This is a genomic window from Levilactobacillus senmaizukei DSM 21775 = NBRC 103853 (assembly GCF_001592085.1).
Classification (GTDB): domain Bacteria; phylum Bacillota; class Bacilli; order Lactobacillales; family Lactobacillaceae; genus Levilactobacillus; species Levilactobacillus senmaizukei.
In genome coordinates this window covers 1-24,173 of the sequence record NZ_BCWD01000028.1, presented here as the reverse complement: position 1 = coordinate 24,173, position 24,173 = coordinate 1, and the positions used below count along the sequence as shown (strand labels likewise).

Below are 24,173 nucleotides of genomic sequence, written 5' to 3'. Positions count from 1 at the left end.
TCATTGAAAGATTCCGGGCTTGTTCGGATTAAACTTGTAATTTGCCATAACAAACAAAACTATTCCCCATTGTAGTTGTCTACCCCACTGCCATCTATTTAATTTGATCATTCTTATCCCCCTACTCTAATTAGTACTATAATAAACATTATAGTACTAATTTATCGTAAAAGACTTTTGGAACAATATAATTAAGTAACCATTTCAAAACTGAGTAACCTTTTGTGTTTTTTACCTAGTCTGTCCATCGTTTTATCAATATTAATGGAAGATTATCTTTTTTAAGTATGATAGTCGGGGTTCATTAGACTATAGCTATTGGATCAGGACACCACTCATAAAAAATATATTCAATATCTATCGCTGTGGGAACTAAGTGCGCAGTATCAGTTGCTTCTTTGTTAATTAATTTTTGGGTTAATCTAAATTACATTGCAGTATCGCATTCAAAGTAGATAGGGGAGACGGATGATGCTTAAAAAGATATTTAAAATACTGGACTACTTTTGTGTCGGAGTTGTAGCTTTGATTATCATTCTATTTTTTACCAAGAAAGGGTTTTCTCTTTATCCTTTTAAGTACAATTTTATGGCATTAGATTTATATTTTTTTACAACATTACTTATTTTACCATTCTTCAGGATTCATCATAATTCATGGTTCAAAGCTGATAACAGCCAAATTGTTACCTATAAGCAAAAAGCACTTGATATCCATCATCAAGATAGATCTCAACACCATAGGGGGAGAAGATGGTCGGCAAATGGGGTTTCTGCAAACCCATGGGAGTATACCATGAGCGAAACGGCAACGTATGGTAATGCGGCTGGCTGGGGATACAGTCTGTTCAAAAGTTTGGTTATGAGTGTGTTGTTTGTGCTGTTTGCACCTATTTTTCTCATTGTTCTGTTCTTTAAGTGTTTCTCAAAACGGTAATAGTGGATTATAGTCGATCAAAAAAAAGACGAAAAAATAAAAAAGTCGTCCCTACCTTTGACCGGTTGGGCAACTTAATCAGTCTATAGCTTGTGCCGCCTTAAGGGTGGTCTGTAAGGTCGGTGTTACAGCACCAGCCTTTTATTGTGCCATCAGACATTCCCTAAATTCACAAGTAAAAAGCCACCGACATATTCCGTTGAATTGGACGAGTGAAATTTAAGAAGACGCGCTCAGACTTTTTTATCCGAGCCAATTGCCATAAAGTTCAGAGTTATTGGGTACTGGTTTCCATTCAAAAATATTCGGCAGAAAAAGTATCCGAGATTTACAGCAAAAGTGTCTGAGAAATAACTCCAATTGCAAATGAGGAGGTTGACAACCCCGCTTGAGATGTCGCTCGTTCATTTATCCCTCCAATGGATTAATAATGTGAAAGGCCCCCTCCTCAGATGTGCTACTATGGAATACTTTTCAATAGTTTAAGGCATCAATAATTATTTTTAGACAATTTACTGATCTTTTTATATTGGCGGTAAAATGAGTCAATGTTTCCAATCAAAGTTTACCCTAATTAGACAAAAAGAGGTATAATCAGTTTATGGATAAAAACTTAGATTCTGCTTGGGATAACAAGCAGTTTTTTGTTTTTACCAAACTGTCAAATTAGAGTGTCTAAACAGAAGTCGATAGGGTGGGGAAGACAGATTCTCTGAAGGGAGAGTTATTTATGAAAGTTGGTTATGCACGAGTTAGTTCAACTGATCAAAATTTGGCCCGCCAAATTAAGGCCTTGAAGACTACCGGTTGCGAAAAAATCTTTGAAGAAAAGCAATCAGGTAAGTCAACGGAAAACCGACCAGAATTACAGGCGGCAATTACTTACGTGCGACAAGGCGATACGTTGGTTATTGCTTCGTTGGATCGGCTTAGTCGAAACTATGACGACGCCAGTGATATAATCAAACAGATTAGAGATAAACAGGTTAGAATGGAAGTCTTAGATGCCCCATTTCTTTCAATGCAAACTGGCGATTCAGATATGGACAAATTTATGTTCGATATGCTAACTAAACTGCTAGCTTATATGGCCCAGACGGAGCGGAAGAAAATTCGTGAGCGCCAGCGTCAAGGAATTGAGATTGCTAAGGCTAATGGAAAGTATCGCGGAACTAGACCGGCATACGCTGAAGATTCACCTAACCCACAAAAACGGTTTATTTATCATCGAATTGTTGATCAGTTAAGAAACAAAGCAACCGGAGCTAAAATAAGTTATCGAGCGATTGCGGCTGAAACTGGTGTATCGGTGCAGACTGTCATTAATATCAATAATCGGTTGAATGAAGAAATTCCCGAATAAAAGGTTAACCGGGATTCGTTGATTTTAACTGAATATCGAACATTAAACATTTGCCAATATCTAATTGTAGTTAAAATTGAAAGGTAGATAAACGAGATGATTGATATTAATTATGGAAACTATACGCTTTTTCAATACCTAATCATTGCTTTTATTTTGTTTCCGATTGAGATTATTCATTCATGGTTAATAATAATGATTTATGCGGCCATCGTTTTAATAATTTTTAGTCCTGAATTGTCAAATCAAATGCAACACTTACAACCTATTCTATGAATCTGGTCTAGCTTAATCAAAACATGAAAGAATTTCAGAAGCACAACGGTAGCCCAAGGATTTTCGAGGACGCTGGTTGAGGGTATCCTGAATACTTTGAACACCAACGAGGGTGAGACTGCGCAGTGATTGCCCTTTGGGCAGAAACTCCCGAATCAATTGGTTTTGATTCTCGTTGGATCCACGTTCCCAGGGGGAATACGGATGAGCAAAGTAAACTTGCGTTTCCTTTACTTGGTTAAGTTCAGAGAACTCGGAACCGTTATCAAAAGTAATGGACTTGAAGTGTTCAGCACCATAGTCGTTGACGATTCCTTGAAGCGCTGCACGACAAGTAGCAGCGTGATAATTGTCGATCTTAACGATGATTTCATAGCGACTAACTCGTTCCGTTAACGTCATGATAGCTGGCTCGCTAGCAACTCGCTTACCCTTAACGAGGTCACCCTCCCAGTGACCCAATTCAGAACGTTTTTCAGCACCCGCGGGACGCTCTTCGATTGATTGACCAAGAACCCGTTTATTCATTCGTTTATGGCCTTTCCCGGGACGCTTAATGCGGCGTCGAAGTTTCAGTGGTAGATCAGTATTAGTTAGTGCAAGCTGTCCGTCATCGATATAACGGTAAACCGTAGGGGTCGAGGGACAAGGTAATTGCGGATAGTGCGCACCAAACCAATGAACAAAGCTATCAACACTGTGAATGCGCGGCTTCCGTTTAAGTTCTTTGACCAGTTGGTCAAAGAATTCAGGCGCTCTTTCCAGGAAGCCAATGTGGCGACAACTGGTACGGTGTTTTTCACGAACTGCTTGGCCAGTTTCCGCAAAGTACGTGGTAAAGGAACGATGATTCGAGCCAAACTGGGTAGTAGTTCCACGCTTGACCTCACGGCTGATCGTACTAACGTTACGACCGAGTTTACGGGCTATCTGCCGGTAGGACCATCCAGCAGATAGCCAAGCCATGATTTGGCCACGTTCAAAAGATTGAAGTTGTTGGAAATGACGATGCATGGTATTCTGGTTGTGGGTCATGAAGACACTCCATTCTTGTATCAGTTGGTGATTTAAGAATAGGTCTTCACGACCTTTTTGGTCTAGTCTTTTAAGTGTTGCATTTCAATTTTAAATCCGGGAATAATTTTTAGTACGCTATTAAAACTTTTTGAGCGTAGGCATCCGTGTTTCAAAGAAAACAATCATGTGACAACAGTACCGTGGTTACATACCACACTTGTCGTCTTATCTACTGCGATGTTACTTATTATATTGATAATTAAAGATAGCAGTGTAGATTTTTTAACCTACTATGCATTAATTGCAGCACCTCACGTAATTTCAGCATACTTTTCAACAAGTAGAAGGGTACATTTTTAAATTAGATGTTAAATAGGCGCATTCTGAGAACACTTTCGCTTTTTATAGTGGAGTTCTCTCTTTTCCAAGACGCTGCAAGCTTCGAGTAATTAAGGTGGTGTTGATCTACAGCAATTTGAATATGACGAACAATAGCATCATTGATAGCCTGGTAGCTATCAATGATGCTATTGTTCGAGTAAGCCTGTCACGGAATCTCCGGACTTCTCTTAATTTTAAATGCAATGGAGCGAGATACCGGATTAAGAGAGATTGGATTAATTAAACAAAGAATTTTGGCGAGGTTACTATCTGTAGCTGATTTTGAAAAAAACTAGTATTTATGGAATACGATATGGTTTTCCGAGGAAAGAGATATGATACACCTGGTTATTTTAACGATATTGGTTTGTTAAACGGTTCAGGTGGGATTGTTTTGACTTTAATGTCATTACAGAGTAAGCAGCGCCTTGATTGGGAACGGATCCTATTAGTCAGCTAAAATCAAGGAGGGTTGAGGATGCAAGCAAAACAAGAAAAGTACACGATTTTTCAAAATATTAACTGGTATTTGAAAAAAACATCCAAGAAATTTCCAAAATTAAAATACGGATTATTGGTTCAGGGAATCACTAGTCTTAGTATCTTGGTGGCAACAAGCGGTGTCCCTACATTAATAATTTGGGGTTTGCAAAGAAGCTTTAATTTTTCAAGACTTTCTGTCATGATTCTATCTGTCTGTATCGGATTGGGTTGCCTGCTTTGGGGGCAGTCTGTGTATAAAACGTGGTTGCAATGGGAAAATGCAAATTTTCGCTTGCAATTGACCGTTGACGATGGCATGGGCTTCTTGATTTCTCCATTTGAAGAATCAATCGATACGGAAATTCAAAAAATACGAGTAACGAGTTCAAAACATGGCTACGAAGACGACGATAGTGGAGTCGACGTGTTGTGGCCAAGTTTTGTAAGTCTTGGAGCGACTCTGGTTTCTGTATTGGTAATTGCCGTGGCTACTGTGGTAATCGAATGGTGGAGTCCAGTTGTTATCTTAATGTTTTCACTGATTTCAGCGCGATTTTTAATAAAATTCAATGATTCTCAAAGACTATTGAAAGCCAGCGTGGATGGTACGAACTTTTACCAAAAGTATCTATACCAAGAAGCGTTTAAACTCGAATCCGGTAAGGACATCAGAATGTATAGCTTACGTAATCAATATCAGGAAAAAATTGAAGCGGCTTTTCGACAAATGACTGAAACTCAGAGAAAAATCAACTTACAAAAAATCAAGTCAATTGGGCTCATATGTTTACTTGATACGATACAGCTTTTCTTCATGTATGTCCCGTTGATCATAAGAGTTAGCGAGCATAGTATGTCGTTACCAGTTTTTACTTTTTTCTTAACATTACTGGGTACTCTAAGTACATTAGTTAGAAGGGGAGCAACTGAATTTTCAAAGTTAATAATGGCTAATGAAGATGTAACAATTGGTCGTGAATACTTAGATTATGTCGATAAGCTTCAAAAAAAGGAAAAAGTTCATGCTGGGGCGGAGAGAATTAACCATGTCAATGAAATAGAGTTTAGAAATGTTAGTTACCATTATCCAAATGATGAGAAGGATATTATTCGCGATATTAGCTTCACCATAAAAAAAGATGCGTCTGTGGCCTTGGTAGGGTTGAATGGTGCCGGAAAAACAACATTGATTTCGCTAATGATGGGCCTACTGAAACCCACTGCGGGGGAAATTCTGATTAATGGGATCTCAAGTAAAAATATCAATATGCATGAATACTCCCGTTTGTTTTCACCAATCTTTCAGTCAGGGGCTACGTTTGCAGATACTATCGAAAAAAACATCACGTTTCATAACAAATCAAAGTTTTCCACCACTGATGTGCTGAACGTTTCTGGATTGGCTTCCGATGTGATGCACTTGAAAAATGGAGAAAACACTGCTCTAACACAATATATAGATGACAAAGGGATTAGTTTATCTGGAGGCCAATCACAAAAGTTAATGATGGCGCGGGCATTATACAAAGATGGCCAGGTATTGATTCTTGATGAACCAACTTCCGCGTTAGATCCGTTAGCGGAAAGTAATCTGTATAGACAATACCATGAATTATCCAGGAACAAAATTTCAATTTTTATTTCTCATAGATTAGCTTCTACTCAGTTCGCGGATGTGGTCTTTTTTATTAAAAACGGACGTTTGGTTGATTCTGGTACGCATGCTGCATTGTTAAAATCGAATGAGGAATACGCAAACCTCTATCATGTTCAAAGCAAATATTATGTCGAAGGAGATGAACTTGGTAATGGAGAATAACGACGGATCGACAATTAGCAAACTACGCGTTTATCTCAAATTTTCAAATGAGCTCTACCCACATGTCATTGTTATTCAATTTTTATCATCCGTCATTTCGACAATTGGTATCTTCGTCAATATCTTCTTTATCGGTCAAATTATTAACATCTTGATTGATAATAATCGAAATAACAGGTACCCGATAGGGATAACCGTGGTTTTCTTGGTTATTTTATTAATTTTGAATTTTTTAAGCGAATATCTGGGAATCCTTGCAAACTCAGGCTCACATATGATGATTAAAAAAGCTAACAAAAACTTAGCTGAGAAAATGTTGGCAACTGATTACCCAACTTTTATAAATCCTGAATTCAGGAAACTCTATAGTTCAGTCAAAACAGGTTTTATGTATACGGGTGGTTTCACGATATTTATTTCAGATATTTTAAACGGGATTATTTCCTTTGCAACCACATGTATTCTTGCAGGAGGATCATTACTGGTCATGATTAGTGCCAGAGCCCCAATTAGCAGTAAGGGTTCAGCCTTTGTTAATTCTCCCTATTTTTTAATTGTAGTAATCGGATTAGTACTAATTCCATTATTGAGTTCTTTTCCAATTGCTCGCTTGGAAGGGAAGGTAATGCAGAAATTCTTTGCGTTTAATATTCAGTTCAACCGGGTAATTGACTATTACAGCGATGTACTTTTTCGAAATCCGATTTTCGGAAAGACTCTCAGACTATATGACACGGAAGAGAATACGATTTCTGAAGCCAGGGAAAATATGTATCATCAGCTCAAGAAAGATTCTAGATTCCAAATAAAAGCGACCCATATTGCAAGTATGAATACCTTGATAACTTATGGGATAGTGGGGATATTATATTTATTAATTTCAATGAAAAGTGCGTCTCAAGCGATTAGTGTAGGTAGTGTAGTTATCTATGTCGGATATCTTCAGCAGGTAATGGCAACATTATCCGCGGTTTTTGGGGCTTGGGGTAATCGGGAAGCTTCTTTTGAAACTATGGATGAATATATACAATTTATGAAATTCAGCGATCAAAAGACCCAATATGGGGACAAAGATATTTCTGATTTAACAAACGGCTTTAATATTGAATTTAAAAATGTTAGTTACAAGTATCCGGGAAACACATCCTTAGCTTTAGATAACGTTAATTTGACCATCCGTTCTGGTGAACGATTAGCAATAGTTGGCTTAAACGGTAGTGGTAAGACAACTCTAGTAAAACTACTAACGAGGTTAATAATGCCCACCAGTGGTACGATTAGCATAAACGGTATAAACATTAACGAATTTAGTACGCAAGGCTATAAGTCATTATTCTCAGTAGTGTTCCAAGACTTTTCTCTGTCGGGATTTTCTGTTAATGATAACGTATCATCGGCGTCGATTATAGATAAGAATCGTTCTGTCGGGGCGATGAAACTAGCAGGGATTTGGAAAAAAATTTCTACATTTCCTCAGGGTGGAAATACCAGCGTTGGTACACAACTAGACAAAGAAGGGGTCCATTTTTCTGGTGGTGAGTTACAAAAAATTGCAATTGCCAGAGCTTGGTATAAGGATGCACCAATTATCGTATTAGATGAACCAACTGCAGCACTGGATCCAATTTCAGAGTCTGAAATATACGCCAAATTTGATAGTCTTGTTGGCTCTAAAACTGCTGTCTACATTTCGCACAGAATGAGCTCCACACGGTTTAGTTCGCGAATATTGGTCTTTGATTCCGGAAAAATTGTCGAAGAAGGTAACCATAAAAAGCTAATGTGCGAGAAACGTCTATATTGGCGCTTGTACACGGAACAAGCAAAGTATTATAAAAAATAAATTTGATTCGGTAAAGCGCTGAATGTATTGAATCAGCTTAATCGCAATGAGTACGACAAAACGTTGCCAATTAGTTTGAGCTTCGTTAAGACAATTGTGGACTGTTCGCGTTGAAAAGCCAAATGGGTCATCAACTCGAGGCATCGAATAGCGAGAAAAGACCGTTGTTAGAAGCCATTCCACAAGTAGGCTCACCTTAATTCCACGTTTTTTCTTAAAATTGGTGCACCGTAGGATAGCGCCTAACCGTACCAATTTTTTGTGGCTCTTTGTCAACGGGTGTTGATGGAGGGTTTATGTGGAACTTCGTTCACTTTCGAACGGGGTTCCTTTTCTTTAATCTGATTTTAAATTCAATTTGAATACGAAAAACAAAGTTTTTCCAATTCCGGTATCCGTATGCTGTCCGCTTAATCTGTTTAATCTTTCGATTGACGCCTTCAATGGGACCGTTGGAAAGTGTACTACTGGTCATATTTTGGATGAGCTTTTTATTTTGGCAGATTGCAAGAAATAACTTGAACAAATTTAGTAACGCAGATCACGCAAAAAGATCTCAATCGGTGTTCGCCAATTTAAACATTTGAGTGGTCGGGAATTCAAATACCAGTTAATTTGAATCAATTCATCATCGGTAATCTCATCAATCGGTTGACCTTTGGGAATGAAGCGGCGTAGTACTCGGTTGCGATTTTCATTACTGCCTCGTTCATGTGGCGAATAAGCGTGCGCAAAGTACAGCGGAACACCGGTCTGTTCTTCAATCAAATTGTAGTTGGCGAATTCTTTCCCATGGTCAACAGTAAGGGTCTTGAGATTATCTCCTAACTGGTTAGCCAATTCTAAAATAGCCTTGGTCATTGAAGTACTATCTCGTCCATTAAGCCGTTTAACGATGGTAAGCCGACTCTTACACTCGACAAACGTAGCTACTGCTTGACCTTTACGTTTTCCAGATAAAACTGTATCAGCTTATGCTGAACAATTTGTCCAAAAATTCGGATTAAATTTGCAATCTACCTATAGTTTAATCTATGAAATCAGAAAAAGTATACTAGTGGAAAAGTATATTTAGCGACTAGTATACTTTTTAAAATGCTTGTTTATCAGTGATTATAGGCCAATTATCATAAGTATACTTTTGCACTAGTATACTTATGACTGTTTTCTCTGATAAATGCTGTCGAAGATTTCTCTCTCTCTATCTGAAAGCGTGTTTTGCTTATATGCCTCAACAGCGCTTTCTACAAGTTCATACATTTTCACGTCTTTAATGTAAGCTAGACTCTTTATCGTGTCAAAAACAGGTGGATCGACCCTTAGGCTTTTTCTGTCCGCTGCGGAGTATTTAGTAGTTTTTTGTTCATCTCTGGAATCATCGACTGTTTTTTTTATGTTCACTTCGAAGTGATCAGCATCTTTTTTAATCAAGGCCATCAGCACTTATCTCCTTTCCAAGTGGTGTTAGTTTTTTGCCATTGAGATATTTTGGCGTGTAGACATAATCGTCAGCAATATCTCCTTTACTTTCGAATTGGTCTATTCTTTCCATTAATTCCGCGTAAAGATCGGAAAAGAGTGCGAACATAGCACGATCGTGGTAGTCTTCAAACTGAACTCCGTATTCACCATAATTTTCAAGGCGTAAGTGACTTTTGATAATGGCATTGAATATATTCTGTTTACCAAAATATTTAACGGTCTTATCAACAATGAGCTGTTCAACCGTGTGAGTTTTGTCAAGCATGACTAACAGTATTCCCGCGACCTGAACATTAATCTCGTCGCTGAAGTCATCGTATAGAGTTTGAAGATAAGTGTTGGTTAGTTCCTTTGAACCCTCAAATGCGAATCTCTTGGTTTCTTGCACAACAATTACATAGTCAGTTGCAACCATTATGTTGTCGACTTTTATATCTGTTGCTGGTGGAGTGTCTATAAAAATAAAGTCATAGTCGTCTTTGATTTTATCTAGTAATTTTTTGAAGTAAAAGGTTCGTTCGTGGACACCCTTTATATGGTCGGCTACCCATGTGCCCCAGTTTCGAAAATCAGAATCTCCTGCAATGGCATCTAGATTTTCTGTTAGATGCGTGATTCCCTTACTTAGATCCTTATCATTTAAGCATCTTGTTATAGAAGCGGGCCAATTTGATTTATTAAAGGTCATACCGAGCATGAATGTACTGTTTGCTTGGAGATCCATATCAATATGTAAAACCTTTTTATGGAAAACGGTGGCAAGAGTGATTGCGAACATCACATTATTGGTCGTCTTGCCAACGCCCCCTTTTTGGTTGCTTAAAGCGATTACGTACGTCATTGATAACACTCCTCTCATAAGTATACTTCTGCTATAAATATAGTATACCATATTGAAACCTGAAATCAAGCTTTTTTATCAAAAGTATACTAATGTAAAAGTATACTAATATACTCTTATACTTTTACATTAGTATACTCGTGGATTTGTGGATTAATATACTAAAAAACATCAAAAGTATACTTTTGATGTTTTTGTTTACATTTTCTTTGTTATGGTGTATGGTTACCTTAAATAAAAGAAAAGCGCCACCCAACGGCAATTGGGAAGCACTCGACAAAAAAATCTTTTTCATTCAACTAAAGAGATTATACCAGCAAAATGGTAAGATGTCGAGAATGGTGTGATTTCAAAACGGTAGGGGACAAGCTGCCGGGTAAAAAATAAGGGGACACGTGTGGTGAGCGACTTCTACGAAAATTCACTGGATCTATTTAATTAGATCCGTAGGCGGTAATTTTAAAAAATTTAAAAGTTTATTCGGGGGTAGTCGGACTACTTCCACCTTAAGCAACTTAGCTAAACGCTGAGTTGCTTTTTTGTCTGCGCTTTTTCGGTTTCTATGTCATTTCTATTAAGCTAACTTAGGTGTTTATTTTGAAAGGAGGTGAGCTCACCATGTACGATTTAAAGACGGTTCAGGCTGCACAAAGGCTGATATTACACGATTCATTACATACATATAAAGTTAAAAATAGTGGTTCTACTATTGCCGGACAAGTGATGGAAACTCCTACAAAAAAAGGGGCCATTGCGCTCTTCAGCAGTAAAGATTCAATGCAAAAAGCACATGGTGTCGTGGTCACCTCTTTTGAAGCACTTGACGCCATCGCCGATCGTATGACTCACTGGACGCCCAATACATTCAACTGGCTTGGCTATACGCAAAATCGGTCGAGTGTTCGGGGACACCGGGAAAATAATCTGGCGCAAATTAATAGCCTGGTCGTTGATATTGATTTTGCCGACGCACAAGAACGAGACGCGCGTGAGCAAGAGGTCTTGGGGGCCGTAACCGTTGCTGACTTATTCATTCCCACGATGATTTTGCGGACTACGAAGGGATTCCATATCTACTACGTTTTTGATCAGCCTATGTTTTTGCGGAAAACACGCGGTCAGTTTCCAGTCTTAAAAGCAGCCCAAAAAATGTCGAGTTTTGTGCGGCAGTGGATTCAAAAACGAGTGGCGGGGGTCGATGTCGGCTGCAATAACTTTGGAATTTTTCGAATTCCCCGGCAAGACAATCTAGTCTTTTTTGATGCACATATGTTGGTCCAGGTGAGCGCTCTGATGAAGTGGTCACAATATTATGCTGCCCAAGTTCCGGTTACGAAGCCGGATAAACGACAGGTGATTTCTCTAGCCCCAGATGAAGGTCGGCAGGTTGACCAAGCTTGGTTTAAAGCCTTATTGAAAGTGACAACAGTCAAATCAGGTCAAGGTTTAGCCCGTCACAACACGGTTTTGACGTTAGCTTTAGCGATGTATCAGTCTAAAATTTCTCAGCAGCGTGCGAGAGACGTGCTTGACGTCTTTAATTCAAATTTACATGACCCATTGGTCGATCGCGAAGTTGTACAGTGCGTCAGAGACGCTTATTCAGGTGACTATCGAGGGGCCGCACTGAGTTATGTTCAAGGACTATTGGATCAATGGGTGCCTAATTTTTCAGGTAAAGTCGTTGTTGGGATTGGCTGGCATAAATTTGCTAAGCCACGTGCCGAACGACAATACAGCCATGCTAATGAATGGCGTAACGATGTGCTTGCGTTGATTAATCGAATGGGTGGTTCTGCTGCTTCGGTTGCCATGTCAACGCGTCAAATTCAGGATGAGTTAGGGATTTCTCCGGCGAGTTTGAATCGGGTTATGAAGCAATTACAAGCAACTTCGCAATTGAAGCGGGTGCAGCGTGGTAACCAGCCGACTTTATTGACGACGGTGACCATGTTATTTAAGTCGGCTATGGTGAGCCGTCAGGCTCAAAGTCAAGCGTGGACTGGGTATTTGACCACCCTAGTTCCTACTGTAGGACCAAATGGGTATGAGCCAACAGTTGGCACTTTAACTGAGATGCAAGCGGTGAGTGGTGATTCAGCGCCACCGTGGGTAATGGAGACGAGGAGAAGAACGGGGTGAAAAGTGCTGCTATCAATTGCCATAGGTATATATCTAGAATAGGCTTGTTGCTGTGTGAGGGTATTGCTACTTAGGGGTCTTGTGTGGGGACTCACAAAAATAGCTTGGCAAATTTTAGGAAGTGCGGTAAACTATAGTCAGCCAAAAGGGAACGTATGTTCTCGATATGGCAAACTTAATAGTTTTATTATTTTTTGTGTCAGTATTGTCTGACTGTGCTATTTTAAAGTTGTAAAGTAAATAGCACAGTGCCTGTTGATTTATTTATCAGGGCACAAAAAAAGAGGGACCAGCTCCCAAAGTCTTGTCAAGAACGCCAATTCTTGACAAGATGGCGAAGTTGGTGCCGCATAACGTGATCAGACACGTTAGCGACCGTTGCCCTCCTGACACAGCCTAGCACGTCTTGGAAACGATAGGCCATGCCAAAACCATTATATCATTGCTAGGTCGTTCTTACGATACTCTTATTTACGAATTCGAGAGAATACTGGTTGATGGTTAGTTTTAACGCGTGATTAACGGGTTAAGTGGGTTTGGTGGGTTCAATCAAAACAAGACAATACTGACGCTGTACTTAAGTCGGGGGGTCTCACGCTAGCGCGTGGGGCCCCTCTTTTTGTGTCCTGACAAGTAAATCAACGGCGCTTAGATAAATGTTTGTGGTTGTTGACTAGTTCAAGGAGGTAAAGGACATGGAGAATGCGGGAAGGCGTGATATTACGTCACAAGCTGAGGAAACGAGTGCAGTTGAGTTGAGCCATAATTTGACCACTGTGACGACGGAGATTAAGGCGTATCAATCAATTGGGGGCCAGGCAATTTTTGAAATTGGTCGGCGTTTGAAGTGGGTGAAAGAGAATGATTTGGCACATGGAGAGTACATGAAATGGCTTAAAGAATCAGTCAATATGAATCCGACTACAGCACAACGTTTTGTAAAGATAGCATCTGAGCTTCCAAATCAGTACTCGAGTACTGATTTGGGTTGGAAAGCTCTTTATGAGATTGCGACTATGCCGCCTGAAGAGCGCGACAACCCCCAACAACTTGATTCGGGTGAAACTAAGAAGCCAGATGAGATGACGGTTCGCGAGTTACGGGAAACGAAGCGTAAATTGGCCGCGGCTTACTCTGAGAATATGGCGAATCAGACGTTGTTAACGCAAGCGGACAAGAAAGCCCAAAAGCTGCAAGATCAAGTGACGAAGTTACAACGTGATCCAGAGATTAAACAAGTTGAGGTTGAACCAGCTGATTATCAAGATACGAAAGCTGATTTGAAAGCCGCCAATGAAAAAATTGCGGATCTACAAAAGTTGGTTGATGACGCCGTTGATGACCATAATCAACGATTGGCGTATGAATTGGAATTGGAAAAAGCTAAGGCTGACCAGGAAGAAATTAAGGCTGATCTGAGCGATCTTGAGGTCAAACGGCAAAATATGTTGAAACAGAATGCGCAAATTCGCGAAGTTCAGAAGATGGTTAAGTCGATTAATGAACTCCTAGATAATTTTGCGGTGCTGCGGAACCGTCTTGATACGACAATGTTGCCCGATGAGAGTTCGTTGGTGCAAGGGCTGACCGAAATGGCCGATAAGTTGATTGAAAATGGGCAAGTTTTACATGATGATTTGGCTCATCCATACCATGTCTAAGGTCTTAATTCAGAAATCAGTGAAGGAGGAAAAGAACATGACTTACGGCTTAATTGATATTGATGCGGGGACTCTTGTTGGTCAATTATTTGTGACTGAGGGTTTGGCTTTTCAGTGGTTGCGTCAGCACAAACTGGAAACCGGAGATCAAGATACTTATCGCATCGTGAGTTTGAAAGGGCAAGTGACGAGTATTTCACCACAATTATTGGAGGCATTGGCATGAGTGATTTGGAAAATAAGCCGGCAACTTGGGTGGTTGTGCAGCTGTTTAGTTTAGATCAGGCGGACGATCCAATGGTTTGTCGCGTGGTGTTAGATAGATCAGATCATTTATTGTCACGTGATGGGGTGTTGGTAGCTGTTCCGGGTGTCCCCGTGCTCTTGGCAGGGGTGGTGATTGGTAGTGCCTCTAATGACCAAATTAACAAGGTGAAAGGACAAATTAAGGCAACTGAGTTACCCATTATTGTGCAGCGAATTCCATTGGCTTTATCAAAAGTTCGGTTACGGGTAGCTGAAGGGTTACGGTATTTGATTCGAGACGTGGGAACAGTTCCCCACGTTGACCGTCAGGTCAATCGACTGGAATTAACCGGAACGGTGGTCACAAAACCAATTTTTGAACCTAAGAATAAAGCCCGATTTACGGCCAGATTTGACTTACAGATTGGGACTCAAAAACAGGTCGTTTGTTTGATTCACGGCCAATTAAATGAGCCGCTCTATCGGACAGTTAACGCCCTTGAATCTGGGCAGACGGTAGGCATAACGGGTCATCTTGGTAGTCATCAAGGCAGTCTGGTAGTGGTGATTTCGCAGTTGGATGTGTTAGCGACGGGGCTAACCTCGGAGGTGGACTAATGGCAGTTAATCAGTCAGGGGACAAGTTTGTTACTCTCGAAAAGCTACCAGATCGATCCCATTTTCAACGGCGACGCGAGGTACGATTAGTAAAAAAGGTGACTCAAAAATCACCTTCTACAGCCACATTCGATCAAACCCGGAAGCACTTTGGTTGGTTTTGGGACGGAGTGGCTAATCAAGTTTTGATTTTAATTATTCTAATGGTGCTGGTGGAAGCGGTGCATACAGTGATGGAGAAGTGAGCATGAAAAAAAGCAGATCAAAGCGCTGGCAAGTCGTGACGTTGATTGCAGGTAGTGTAATCGTGATGGGATTTTTGACGGGAATTTTGGTGAGAAATCGAGCGGAGAATAAAGCGTATGTTGAATCGTCACCCATTACCATTCAACGCACGTTATCGCGTAAGACCAGTCGAAGAATTGTGTTGTTATTTTATCGGCCGGGTTGTCGTTATTGTCAGCAAATTAAGCGTCAGGTAAACCGCAATGAGGCCCAAGTGAAGTCAAGTAGGCAGAAAGAAACGGGTGTTTTTTTGAAAGTTCGAACGACCAATCCAGCCAATACCCGAGTATTAGATCGATACCAAGTTGAATCGACACCAACCTTTATGGTGATAAAAAAAGGACAAGTTTTAAAGCAATATAGCGGCACTAATCCAGCCAAAATTGATCAATTGATGTTAAGAGGTGACGCTAAATGAGGCGACTAAAAGAGCTGTGGTTCTGGTGGCGTGAATCAGCACGTCGTCGCAGGATTATTGGTTTGGGCCTTTTTATATTGATCTGTGGGGGGTTACTCGGCAGTATCAAGTTTGCACCAACGTTTGCCAATGTTGATGAGACACCATTGAATTCCGCGGTTAGTTTTTCGACTTCAAATACTGGTGATAGTGATGATGATAGTAGTGGCCCTGGTGTTGCACTGACAGCGCGTCAATATAGTTCGAAAACGCAGCGCTTAGTGATGCAATTTCATATTACGGGGGACAATGACGATGCCACAGAGGCTTCAATATTACCTAGTGATTTAGATTGGTATATTAAAACGGTGGGACAAGAAAGTGCCAGTTATCAAGTGGTGCCAACGACCACGAATCATTATGTTTTGATTGTCGACCATCTGGATGATAACTTCGGTGCCATTCAAATTACGGTGGAGAATCGAGATAAAACGGTGGGCGCTAATGGTAAGATCACCAAGGGTGGGTCAGCTCAGTTAGTGCTAAAAAATCATCCAAGTTTGGACAATCATAACTTAGAGAAGTTGAGCGCTAAGCAGTATGCGATAACGGCAATCAACAAAGAAATTGAAAAGCAACAACAAAAAATCAAGCAAAATAAACAAGTGATTCAAGTCGCTCAAGCCGCCATTAAAACCGATAATCAAAAGATCACCATGCGACAAAAGGACTTAAAATATGAAACAGATTCACAGCGGCAAGACACGTTGAGCGGCATTTCAGATATTCGTAGTGACCAGGATACGCAACGGACGAATATTAGTGAAGCCCAAAAAGATATTGAAAAACGGCAAACTGAAATTGCCTATATGCAGAAGAAACAAACGGCAATTAATGACGGTAGTTACCAGCTACCAAAACCCGGAAAGACTCAGATTTATCAGAAGTAAGTGCCTCTTTTTTAATTTTGTCGGGTGATTTTTTGATTTGTCGGTGTTAGTCAGTTTCCAATTTAGGTTACTTTTTTGTTAGTCAGTTTCCAATTTAAGGACAAAAAGCATATTTAGTTTCCAATAATGAGCAATCGCAGCAAGCCCGCTGAGCGCCGACACTGTCGGCCTAGCACCGTAGGTGCTAGCAGCTCCCCTTATCCTGTTGTCTTTTTGAACCGGGGGTTGAATGGGTTTTGTCAGATGTAGAAAGTTGGGTCAAAAATTGAGTCGTTTGCCGACTTAAAATAGCGGCACATTTTATATCGAAAGGAGCGGGTTAAATGAGTCAGCAAACACCACTTTATATTCGCGGATTAACAGAAAAAGAGTTAGCGGATCTTCAAAGTTTTGCGAAGGAACGGGGGTATGCAGATCGGTCAGCGTATTGTCGACAATTGTTGCGTGACGCATTACAACAAGAATATGTTGAAAGCTATGCGGCACCGTTAGAAAAATCGATGCAGGATCAGCGAGAAGCGGAGTTAAAAATGTTAATGGCTTTTAGAACCTATGCCGAAACCAATAACGAAGCAGTGGCGAGCAATGGAAAACTAGCCGAAAAAGTTTCACGCTGGTAGATTGCAAATTTAATCCGAATTTTTGGAAACGATGAGCGCGCCATTGTCAGTTATCGTTATCTACCCGTCTTTGATGTGTCACAAACTAGCGGTGAACCAGTATTAAGTGCTAAAGACTTTGTCAAAGAAAATTTGACTAATCACCAGAATGTAACGAGCTTGTATAACGCGTTCAAGGATTATTTAAACCAGCAACCTGACCTTAAAGCCAGTGAAGTGCCTTTAGCGACGCTAAATGGGGCTAAGGGGTATTTTCAACCCAGCACTAATGAAATCGTCATTGGTGGCGATGAGCCCAATAATGCTTTAAAATTGAAGACGTTATATCATGAATATGCGCATAGCCAGCTACACGGATTAAAATCAGCCTTTAAAGATCGGCCACGAGCTTATCAGGAAACCCAAGCCGAAGCGGTTGCATATGTCGCCATGCAAAACATTGGGGTTGATACAGGCAATTACTCCCTCGGGTATGTAGCTACCTGGGCCAAAGATAAAGCCGTGATCCATAGTGCTTTAAGTGAAATCCAGCAAGTTAGCAACAAAGTGATTGGGCTTAGTGACGGGTTAGCCAAACAATTAGGCTTACAAGAAGCACAAAAAGAGCCCGAGCATGATTTAAAAAAGCTATCAGCTCAGTCACTGAATAAGTCCTATCAAAGCTTGCAACAACAAGTTCAGCAAACGACTAATTCACAACAAAAAGCACAATTTAAAAACCAGTTACATGAGATACACGAAGAAATCAGTAAGCGAACTCAAAAACAACTGCAAGCATTTGCTAAAAAGAATCCAGAAATTAAACAACCAGATTCTGAACCCGATCAAAGTCTAAAACGTTAGCCAGTTTTTAAAGGGCATGCTATAATGGAGACAGAAAAAGGAAGCCCTGCGCTAACAAGACTTCCCATGCAAGCCGCTTCAAAGGCGGTGGCATTAGTTAACTAAACGATACTGTCGTCCCGTAACTCGCCAAAGTTATAATCGGGGCGGCTTTTTTATTTGTTCCTTTTGTCGATGTATGTTAGCAACGCTAAAATAAACATTGCAAACAGCAACATCAACGAGAGTGTCTGGAAGACGCTCATTGACTGTGAAACCTTCCTGAAGATTATTCCATGTTCCCATGGGCCTCACCTCACAAGGGAAAAGACAGCCACCGCCCTTAAAACTTCCTGCGTAATCTATTATACAGGTGAATTAAGTATTGACCAAGAACAATAAAAATTAAGTCATGGAGTTTCATAGGATCCTAAATTTGATCAAATTAAGAATCAGCAAAACATCTTTTGTAGATACCCTTTTTTGAGTTCCTGGAGTTTTTCAAGCTTACGCTGATGAAGAGTGATGGTTTGGTCAAGTTGTTTGAAAAACGAACCCACTTTAGCTTGCTCGTCTTTGTTTTTTGGCAAAGTTATCAGCAAGTCTTTAACAATTGAGCCGGATAAATTCCCTTGGCCACCTTGTAGATAAGTTGAGATGATGGTTTCTTTTTGTTTTTTTAGCCACTGAACAATCATGTAAGGATCGTCACCTTTAGTTGGACGGATAGCTAGTATAGCTTGGTTAATTGCCCCGTTAATTCTTGAAATACTCGTTTCACCACTGGTTGCGCCATATAGAGCATAAAGAATATCACCGATCCCTACCATCTTTGCTGACGAGTTATTTAACCCAGCATCTGTGATAAAAAGCTCTGTTGAATCTGATGAGATTTCACCCGAACGGATAAACGGAATTTCACCGCCATAGTATTCAGCTTTCCCTGCGGTCGGAGTTCCACCAGAAAAAGAGTCTGTGATAGCACCCAACTTACGCTGTTCCCAAGCGTCAGCAAACCCTGCAAATCGCAATTCAGGAACTTTGGCCCCATTTTTAGGGAACATTTTTTGCAAGTAGCCTTTTTTCTGTTCCTTGAGCAAATCTAACTTACGCTGGTTAGCAGCGATAAGTTTGTCGAACCTTTCGAAAAACTCGATGATTTTATTTTGTTCATCCAACTTTGGGGTGAAAACTGCAATCTTCAAAAAATCTGACTCATGAATACGCCACTGACCATACACGACTCCCTGTCGGTATCGAACCATTGAATGGATAAAATTTTTTTGACTAGACAACAGACCAATAAATCGACTATCAGCATTTTCAGTTGAATAGAAGATGCTGTAGACCGGCGATATCACTGCCTTTCCTGTTTTATTGAATCCAATTGACCCAGTTTCAAGGTTGTTCGAACTGTAAATAAAATCACCAAATTCAGTGACTTTGTACTTCTTTGAGTCATTAGTGACTAAAGCGCTGCGATCATACCTCTCGCCCTTTGGTGTCACACCAGTACCAGCTACGAAAGACATCAACTCATATTCGTCGTTAGGTTCAATCTGATGGTTTCGTTCTTGAAGCAGTTCAGAAAGGTTACGCTGTACCCAAGCATCAGTGAAACCTTTAAATCTTAATTGCGGATATTTAGCTTGTTTATCTTTCATTGTTAGCCTCCGGTTTTGACTGGTCATTCACCTGGGTGGTCACTAACTGGCTAGCCAATTCATTAAAGGCTTGTTCATTCTGACTGATTTCCTGGTCTAGTTGTTTTAGATCAGTTTTAACTTGGCCCAGATCAATCTCGGGTTCCGGTTCAAACGTATCGACGTAGCGCGGAATATTTAAGTTGTAGTCATTCTCCTTGATTTCCGCCGGTGAGGCCACGTGGGCATATTTATCGACATCTTGCCGGTTTTGATAAGTCGTCACAATTTTTTGAATATTGGCTGCCGTTAGCTTATTTTGATTCTTGTCCTTTTCAAATTCCCGAGACGCATCAATAAACAAGACGTCATCAGTGGTTTTATGTTTCTTTAAAATCATGATCAACGTTGGAATACTGGTGGAATGAAAAATATTAGCGGGTAGCCCAATAATGGCATCAATCCGGTTATCCAGCAGAAGCTTTTGGCGAATTTTGCCTTCCTTAGCCCCCCGAAATAGCACGCCATGGGGTAGGACAATGCCCATAGTCCCATGTTCCTGCAAATGATAAAAGCCATGTAGTAGGAAGGCAAAGTCGGCTTTAGATTTAGGCGGTAAGACGCCATAGTCGCGGAAGCGAGGATCAGACAAGCGTTTGTCACTATTATCCCAGTGTGCCGAGTAGGGTGGGTTCATAACAACCGCATCAAATAAGTAAGGTTCATCAACCGGCCAATCTTTACTTAATGTGTCGCCATTGCGTAAGTGCATATCGTCATACGAGACGCCATGTAACATTAAGTTCATTCGGGCCAGGTTATAGGTTGTGGTGTTCAATTCTTGACCGTGATAACTCACTAAACCGGGATTTTGCACGTGCTGTCCCACATTCAACAGTAGTGAACCGGACCCAACTGCTGGATCATAGATAGTCCGCACTTGGTTATCACCTGCATTACGCTGATAGGTTACAATCTGGGCAATAATGTCGGACACCTGCCGCGGGGTATAAAATTCACCCGCTTTTTTACCGGAATCACTGGCAAATTGCGCGATTAAGTATTCATAGGCGTCACCTAAGACGTCGCCTTGATGATGGATAAGATCAATCGCATTCAAAGCTAACATAGTATCACTAATAGTTTGGTTCCGTTGTTGTAAAGAACTGCCCAATTTACTACTACTTAAATCCACATCGGCAAACAAGCCCGAAAAGTCTTGCGCTGAAGATAGATTTTGTGTCGACTGTTCCAGATCATGAAGTGCTTGGGATAAATCATCTAATGCAAAAGTATGGGCTTGAATCTTGCCAATCAGGGTAGCGTACAACGCCTGGGGTTGAATTAAATAGCCGAGCGTATTTTGCAAATACTCCACTAAACTGGGCTGCACTGAGACGCCTTCCAACTCAAACTGCGGATCCATATACTGAGCATATTTCTGAGTGACATTTTCGGTTTCACCCGCCCATTCACTAAAGGTCGTCAAGGTTTTCTCAGATAGGAACCGATAAAAAATTAACCCTAATAAATAATTTTTATATTCAGAAGCGTCCATTTTCCCGCGTAAGACATCGGCCGCATTCCATAGGGCGCTTTCAAGTTGACTAGCTTGTGTTGTTTTTTCTGACATTGTTTAACCTCACTTATTTTTGTAAATAGATTGCTAAATCGTGTTCAATAAACTGCCGCCAAGCGGCCTGGGACTTAATCCGGTATAGTGGCAAAATAGCTGGAATCTTCGGCCCAGTGGCAGTTTGAGCTTGTAAGGCCGCTGCTAAATTCGCTGACTGCGTTAATTCTTGTTCATGATGCCATTCATCAGTACCCACGGTGTGTTCACGTGCCACCCGTAATAGGGCTGCTTGATCTAAGCCCCACGTATGGGCAAAGGTCGTCGTTTTTTTGACCAATTGTTTCTGGGCGTAATCAGCCACCAACTCCCGAGCATTCAACGCTACTGGCGCTTGATTTGGGGTGCTCTGTTGCTGAAACTGTTGCATTTGTTGCTCAATATAGGGCATGGCTTCGCGAATTAATTGAGCCTGTTGCGGTTGCGTTTCCGCCAATTTATTCAAACTAGCCTGTACTTTGGCACTATTTTGCAGATAATCCGTCATATGCGCTTGGGCTTGATCAGGCGTCGAGTATTGTTGCTGTTCATCAATCCAATCTTGAATTAATTGCGTCAAATAATCATAATCCACCAAGACGACTGAACCAACGGCTAAGGAAAAGTCTAAAGCGGCCAACTCTTCGGGGACTTTCTCAGGCTCTTGGTTAGTAACCGCCGCTTTAATCCGCAGATATTTACCCGTATAGGATTCTACTTCGGGCTGAGCAATACCAAAAGTCTTTTCGCTGTTCTCCCAAGTGAAATCGTTGTACATGGATAAGGAATTCAATTGTTGATTCACTTGGCGAAAGGCTTTCACAAACTGTACCTTAGCAGTGGTTCCTTTCAGGTCATCGGCCGCCGTCGGCGTTGGGGCAATGGCTTTTAAGTCCACCACAGCCTTTTGAAATTTTAAGACGGCCTGCTGATAAGTGGGACGAATGATGACATTAAACGAGCCTTCGCCACTATATAACTTGTAAGCTTCACGTTCATTAGCTTCCATGATTGCCGGTACCCGAAAGGTCACAATTTGGCCTTCTTGTTTTAATTCCCGGTTTTGGAGCCGGTTGGTGCGTGAGTAGGCTTGAATAAGTTCTTGATAGGCTAAGGTGCGGTCAACAAAGAGCGTATTTAGCCGAGGGGCATCAAAGCCTGTTAATAATCGCCGCACCACAATCACTAAATTAATTTCTTGATCGGGTTTCAAATGAGCAAAGACCGCCTCACGCCGAGCAGCCCGTTTTGCGACATCTTTGTTATAGAGATTCAGATCGGCTAAATCAAAATTAGTGTGATACTGCTGATTATAATCTTTTAAAATGGTGGCCATTTGGTCATGTTTGTGCGCACTCTGATCTTCGTTTTCACTTAATGAATAAGTAATCGCAATTCGGGGCCAATCAGGATCTAGCTGATTGTGAGTAGTCTTTTTCGCGGCTTTAAAGGCTTGATAATAGCGTTGCGCCATTTCAATGGAGCTGGTGGTTAAAATCGCATTGTAGTTGCCATGCCCCAAGCTGGTTTTACGTGGGCCTTTTTGTAAAATATATTGAACAACTTGTTGGATATGTTCATCAGTCTCAAAGTCAGCCGGAGTTAAATACGTTTCTTCCAAGTCCTTCACTGACATCGCTTGAATCTTGGCTTGGATTTTCGCTTCATCAGCCGTACTCAGCAGGCGGCCTTGCTTGTCACGACGCGCTTTGACGCGCTGAGTTTCTTTTTCGAGGGCCCGGGTTATTAACGTGTCTTTCCCAATCGTCGTTACGTGTTCCACGTTAAACGGTAACACGGCTTGGTCCTCTAAGGCGTCTCGTAAGTTATAAACGTGACAGACTTTACCAAATAGCTCCTCCGTCGTAACCGCTAGATCACCCTTGAGCTGTTTTTTATTTTCATTAAAGATGGGGGTGCCGGTGTAACCATACCAATTACTATTGACAAACGCGTCCCGAATTTCCTTTTGCATCTTACCAAACTGCGACCGGTGGGCTTCGTCAACAAAGAAGATCACCCGTTGCTTTAAAGTTTTACTAAAGCGGGATTGCTTACCGGTTGCCAGCTGGGCTTGAGTTTTTTTGACCGCCCGATGAAGTTTTTGAATCGAGGTGACCAAGACCTTACCGTCATTTTGTTGCAATTTACGCATTAAATCACCGGTGTTTTGGGCTTCGTTAATGGCAATATCATCATTGGCAGCATAGGCACTAAAGTTGCTGGTTGTCTGTTCGTCTAAATCCCGCCGGTCAACTAAGAAGATGACCTTATCGACACCGGGATCTTGCGCCGCTAATTTAGCGGTTTTATATGAGGTGAGTGTTTTACCAGAACCCGTGGTATGCCAAACAAAGCCATCTTGATGGTCATGAATCCGGTGCATCACGGCTTCAATCGCATAAATCTGATAAGGCCGTAAGAGAATTAAGCTCTGACGTTCTTGGTCGATGACCGTATATTCACTGACCATTTTGTGGGCCATGGGAATATTAAGGACTTGGCGCGTAAACGCTAAGCCGTTTTCCACGGGGTGATTATCCCGCGTTCGCCAATTGAACAAAAAGGCTTTATTGAAATGATCCGGTTCGGCATTCGCAAAATACGCCGTACTATCCGGCGTCATAATCACAAACATTTGCAACAGCGAGTAAATTCCCGTATATTTACCTTCCTGTGCGTATTTTTCAATTTGATTAAAAGCCTGGTTAAGTTCGACCGTGGCTTTTTTTAGTT

Annotated in this window: 19 protein-coding genes and 3 pseudogenes; 13 read left to right on the top strand and 9 right to left on the bottom strand. The window is 41.0% G+C overall.

The window, feature by feature from the left end:
- The first annotated feature begins 471 nt into the window (after positions 1 to 471).
- A complete protein-coding gene (locus LSE01S_RS09225; protein ID WP_235808331.1) occupies positions 472 to 936 on the top strand; it encodes a hypothetical protein in 465 nt (154 codons plus the stop codon).
- A 730-nt stretch (positions 937 to 1,666) separates the two neighbouring features.
- A complete protein-coding gene (locus tag LSE01S_RS09220; RefSeq protein ID WP_061777344.1) occupies positions 1,667 to 2,299 on the top strand; it encodes a recombinase family protein in 633 nt (210 codons plus the stop codon).
- A gap of 288 nt (positions 2,300 to 2,587) precedes the next feature.
- Here the strand turns inward: LSE01S_RS09220 and LSE01S_RS09210 are convergent, their stop codons facing one another.
- The gene (locus LSE01S_RS09210; protein ID WP_061777342.1) at positions 2,588 to 3,610 is read right to left on the bottom strand and encodes an IS30 family transposase; all 1,023 of its coding nucleotides are present in this window, start codon (positions 3,608 to 3,610) and stop codon (positions 2,588 to 2,590) included.
- A gap of 841 nt (positions 3,611 to 4,451) precedes the next feature.
- Between LSE01S_RS09210 and LSE01S_RS09205 the strand changes: the two genes are divergently transcribed.
- Together LSE01S_RS09205 and LSE01S_RS09200 are read left to right on the top strand one after the other, a co-directional pair.
- Positions 4,452 to 6,275, top strand: coding sequence for an ATP-binding cassette domain-containing protein (locus LSE01S_RS09205; RefSeq protein ID WP_042255047.1), 1,824 nt, complete (start codon positions 4,452 to 4,454; stop codon positions 6,273 to 6,275).
- Positions 6,265 to 8,118 carry an ABC transporter ATP-binding protein gene (locus LSE01S_RS09200; RefSeq protein WP_061777341.1) on the top strand — a complete coding sequence of 618 codons (1,854 nt, stop codon included), beginning with the start codon at positions 6,265 to 6,267 and terminating at the stop codon, positions 8,116 to 8,118. Before LSE01S_RS09205 ends, LSE01S_RS09200 begins: the two co-directional genes overlap by 11 nt.
- Positions 8,119 to 8,428: 310 nt before the next feature.
- On the opposite strand, the pseudogene LSE01S_RS10840 reads toward LSE01S_RS09200, so the two are convergent.
- The 4 genes and pseudogenes from LSE01S_RS10840 to prgP all read right to left on the bottom strand — a co-directional run.
- Positions 8,429 to 8,617: pseudogene (locus tag LSE01S_RS10840) on the bottom strand (transposase); the annotation flags it as partial.
- 29 nt (positions 8,618 to 8,646) lie between these two features.
- Positions 8,647 to 9,090, bottom strand: a pseudogene (locus tag LSE01S_RS09195) (IS30 family transposase); the annotation flags it as partial.
- A 183-nt stretch (positions 9,091 to 9,273) separates the two neighbouring features.
- Positions 9,274 to 9,555 (bottom strand): DNA segregation protein PrgO, encoded by a 282-nt coding sequence (prgO, locus tag LSE01S_RS09190; protein WP_042255044.1) that lies wholly within the window; start codon positions 9,553 to 9,555, stop codon positions 9,274 to 9,276.
- A complete protein-coding gene (prgP, locus tag LSE01S_RS09185) occupies positions 9,542 to 10,441 on the bottom strand; it encodes a ParA superfamily DNA segregation protein PrgP (RefSeq protein WP_042255042.1) in 900 nt (299 codons plus the stop codon). Before prgP ends, prgO begins: the two co-directional genes overlap by 14 nt.
- A 618-nt stretch (positions 10,442 to 11,059) precedes the next feature.
- On the opposite strand from prgP, the gene LSE01S_RS09180 reads away from it, so the two are divergent.
- The 9 genes and pseudogenes from LSE01S_RS09180 to LSE01S_RS09140 form a co-directional block, all read left to right on the top strand.
- The gene (locus tag LSE01S_RS09180) at positions 11,060 to 12,583 is read left to right on the top strand and encodes a primase C-terminal domain-containing protein (RefSeq protein WP_061777340.1); all 1,524 of its coding nucleotides are present in this window, start codon (positions 11,060 to 11,062) and stop codon (positions 12,581 to 12,583) included.
- A gap of 695 nt (positions 12,584 to 13,278) precedes the next feature.
- Positions 13,279 to 14,244: a DUF3102 domain-containing protein gene (locus tag LSE01S_RS09175; RefSeq protein WP_061777339.1), complete on the top strand. Its 966-nt coding sequence runs from the start codon at positions 13,279 to 13,281 to the stop codon at positions 14,242 to 14,244.
- A gap of 37 nt (positions 14,245 to 14,281) precedes the next feature.
- Positions 14,282 to 14,470, top strand: coding sequence for a hypothetical protein (locus tag LSE01S_RS09170; protein WP_042255311.1), 189 nt, complete (start codon positions 14,282 to 14,284; stop codon positions 14,468 to 14,470).
- Positions 14,467 to 15,108: a hypothetical protein gene (locus tag LSE01S_RS09165; RefSeq protein WP_061777338.1), complete on the top strand. Its 642-nt coding sequence runs from the start codon at positions 14,467 to 14,469 to the stop codon at positions 15,106 to 15,108. The genes LSE01S_RS09170 and LSE01S_RS09165 overlap by 4 nt, the downstream gene beginning before the upstream one ends.
- Complete coding sequence (locus LSE01S_RS09160; RefSeq protein ID WP_061777337.1) at positions 15,108 to 15,353, top strand: hypothetical protein; 246 nt, start codon at positions 15,108 to 15,110, stop codon at positions 15,351 to 15,353. The genes LSE01S_RS09165 and LSE01S_RS09160 overlap by 1 nt, the downstream gene beginning before the upstream one ends.
- Positions 15,354 to 15,355: 2 nt before the next feature.
- Entirely contained in the window at positions 15,356 to 15,811 is a 456-nt protein-coding gene (locus LSE01S_RS09155; protein WP_061777336.1) for a thioredoxin family protein, read from the top strand.
- Complete coding sequence (locus LSE01S_RS09150) at positions 15,808 to 16,740, top strand: hypothetical protein (protein WP_061777335.1); 933 nt, start codon at positions 15,808 to 15,810, stop codon at positions 16,738 to 16,740. The genes LSE01S_RS09155 and LSE01S_RS09150 overlap by 4 nt, the downstream gene beginning before the upstream one ends.
- A 323-nt stretch (positions 16,741 to 17,063) precedes the next feature.
- Positions 17,064 to 17,360 (top strand): ribbon-helix-helix domain-containing protein, encoded by a 297-nt coding sequence (locus tag LSE01S_RS09145; protein WP_061777334.1) that lies wholly within the window; start codon positions 17,064 to 17,066, stop codon positions 17,358 to 17,360.
- A 15-nt stretch (positions 17,361 to 17,375) separates the two neighbouring features.
- Positions 17,376 to 18,203: pseudogene (locus LSE01S_RS09140) on the top strand (hypothetical protein); the annotation flags it as partial.
- A gap of 155 nt (positions 18,204 to 18,358) precedes the next feature.
- On the opposite strand, the gene LSE01S_RS11220 reads toward LSE01S_RS09140, so the two are convergent.
- From LSE01S_RS11220 to LSE01S_RS09125, 4 genes are all read right to left on the bottom strand, one after another.
- Positions 18,359 to 18,421, bottom strand: a complete 63-nt coding sequence (locus LSE01S_RS11220; protein ID WP_230083882.1) for a putative holin-like toxin — start codon at positions 18,419 to 18,421, stop codon at positions 18,359 to 18,361.
- Positions 18,422 to 18,634: 213 nt separating this feature from the next.
- Positions 18,635 to 19,846 carry a restriction endonuclease subunit S gene (locus LSE01S_RS09135; protein ID WP_061777332.1) on the bottom strand — a complete coding sequence of 404 codons (1,212 nt, stop codon included), beginning with the start codon at positions 19,844 to 19,846 and terminating at the stop codon, positions 18,635 to 18,637.
- Positions 19,836 to 21,458: a type I restriction-modification system subunit M gene (locus tag LSE01S_RS09130; RefSeq protein WP_061777331.1), complete on the bottom strand. Its 1,623-nt coding sequence runs from the start codon at positions 21,456 to 21,458 to the stop codon at positions 19,836 to 19,838. The genes LSE01S_RS09135 and LSE01S_RS09130 overlap by 11 nt, the downstream gene beginning before the upstream one ends.
- A 13-nt stretch (positions 21,459 to 21,471) precedes the next feature.
- Positions 21,472 to 24,173 (bottom strand): type I restriction endonuclease subunit R, EcoR124 family (locus LSE01S_RS09125; RefSeq protein WP_061777330.1); only part of this gene is annotated, 2,702 nt, incomplete at its 5' end.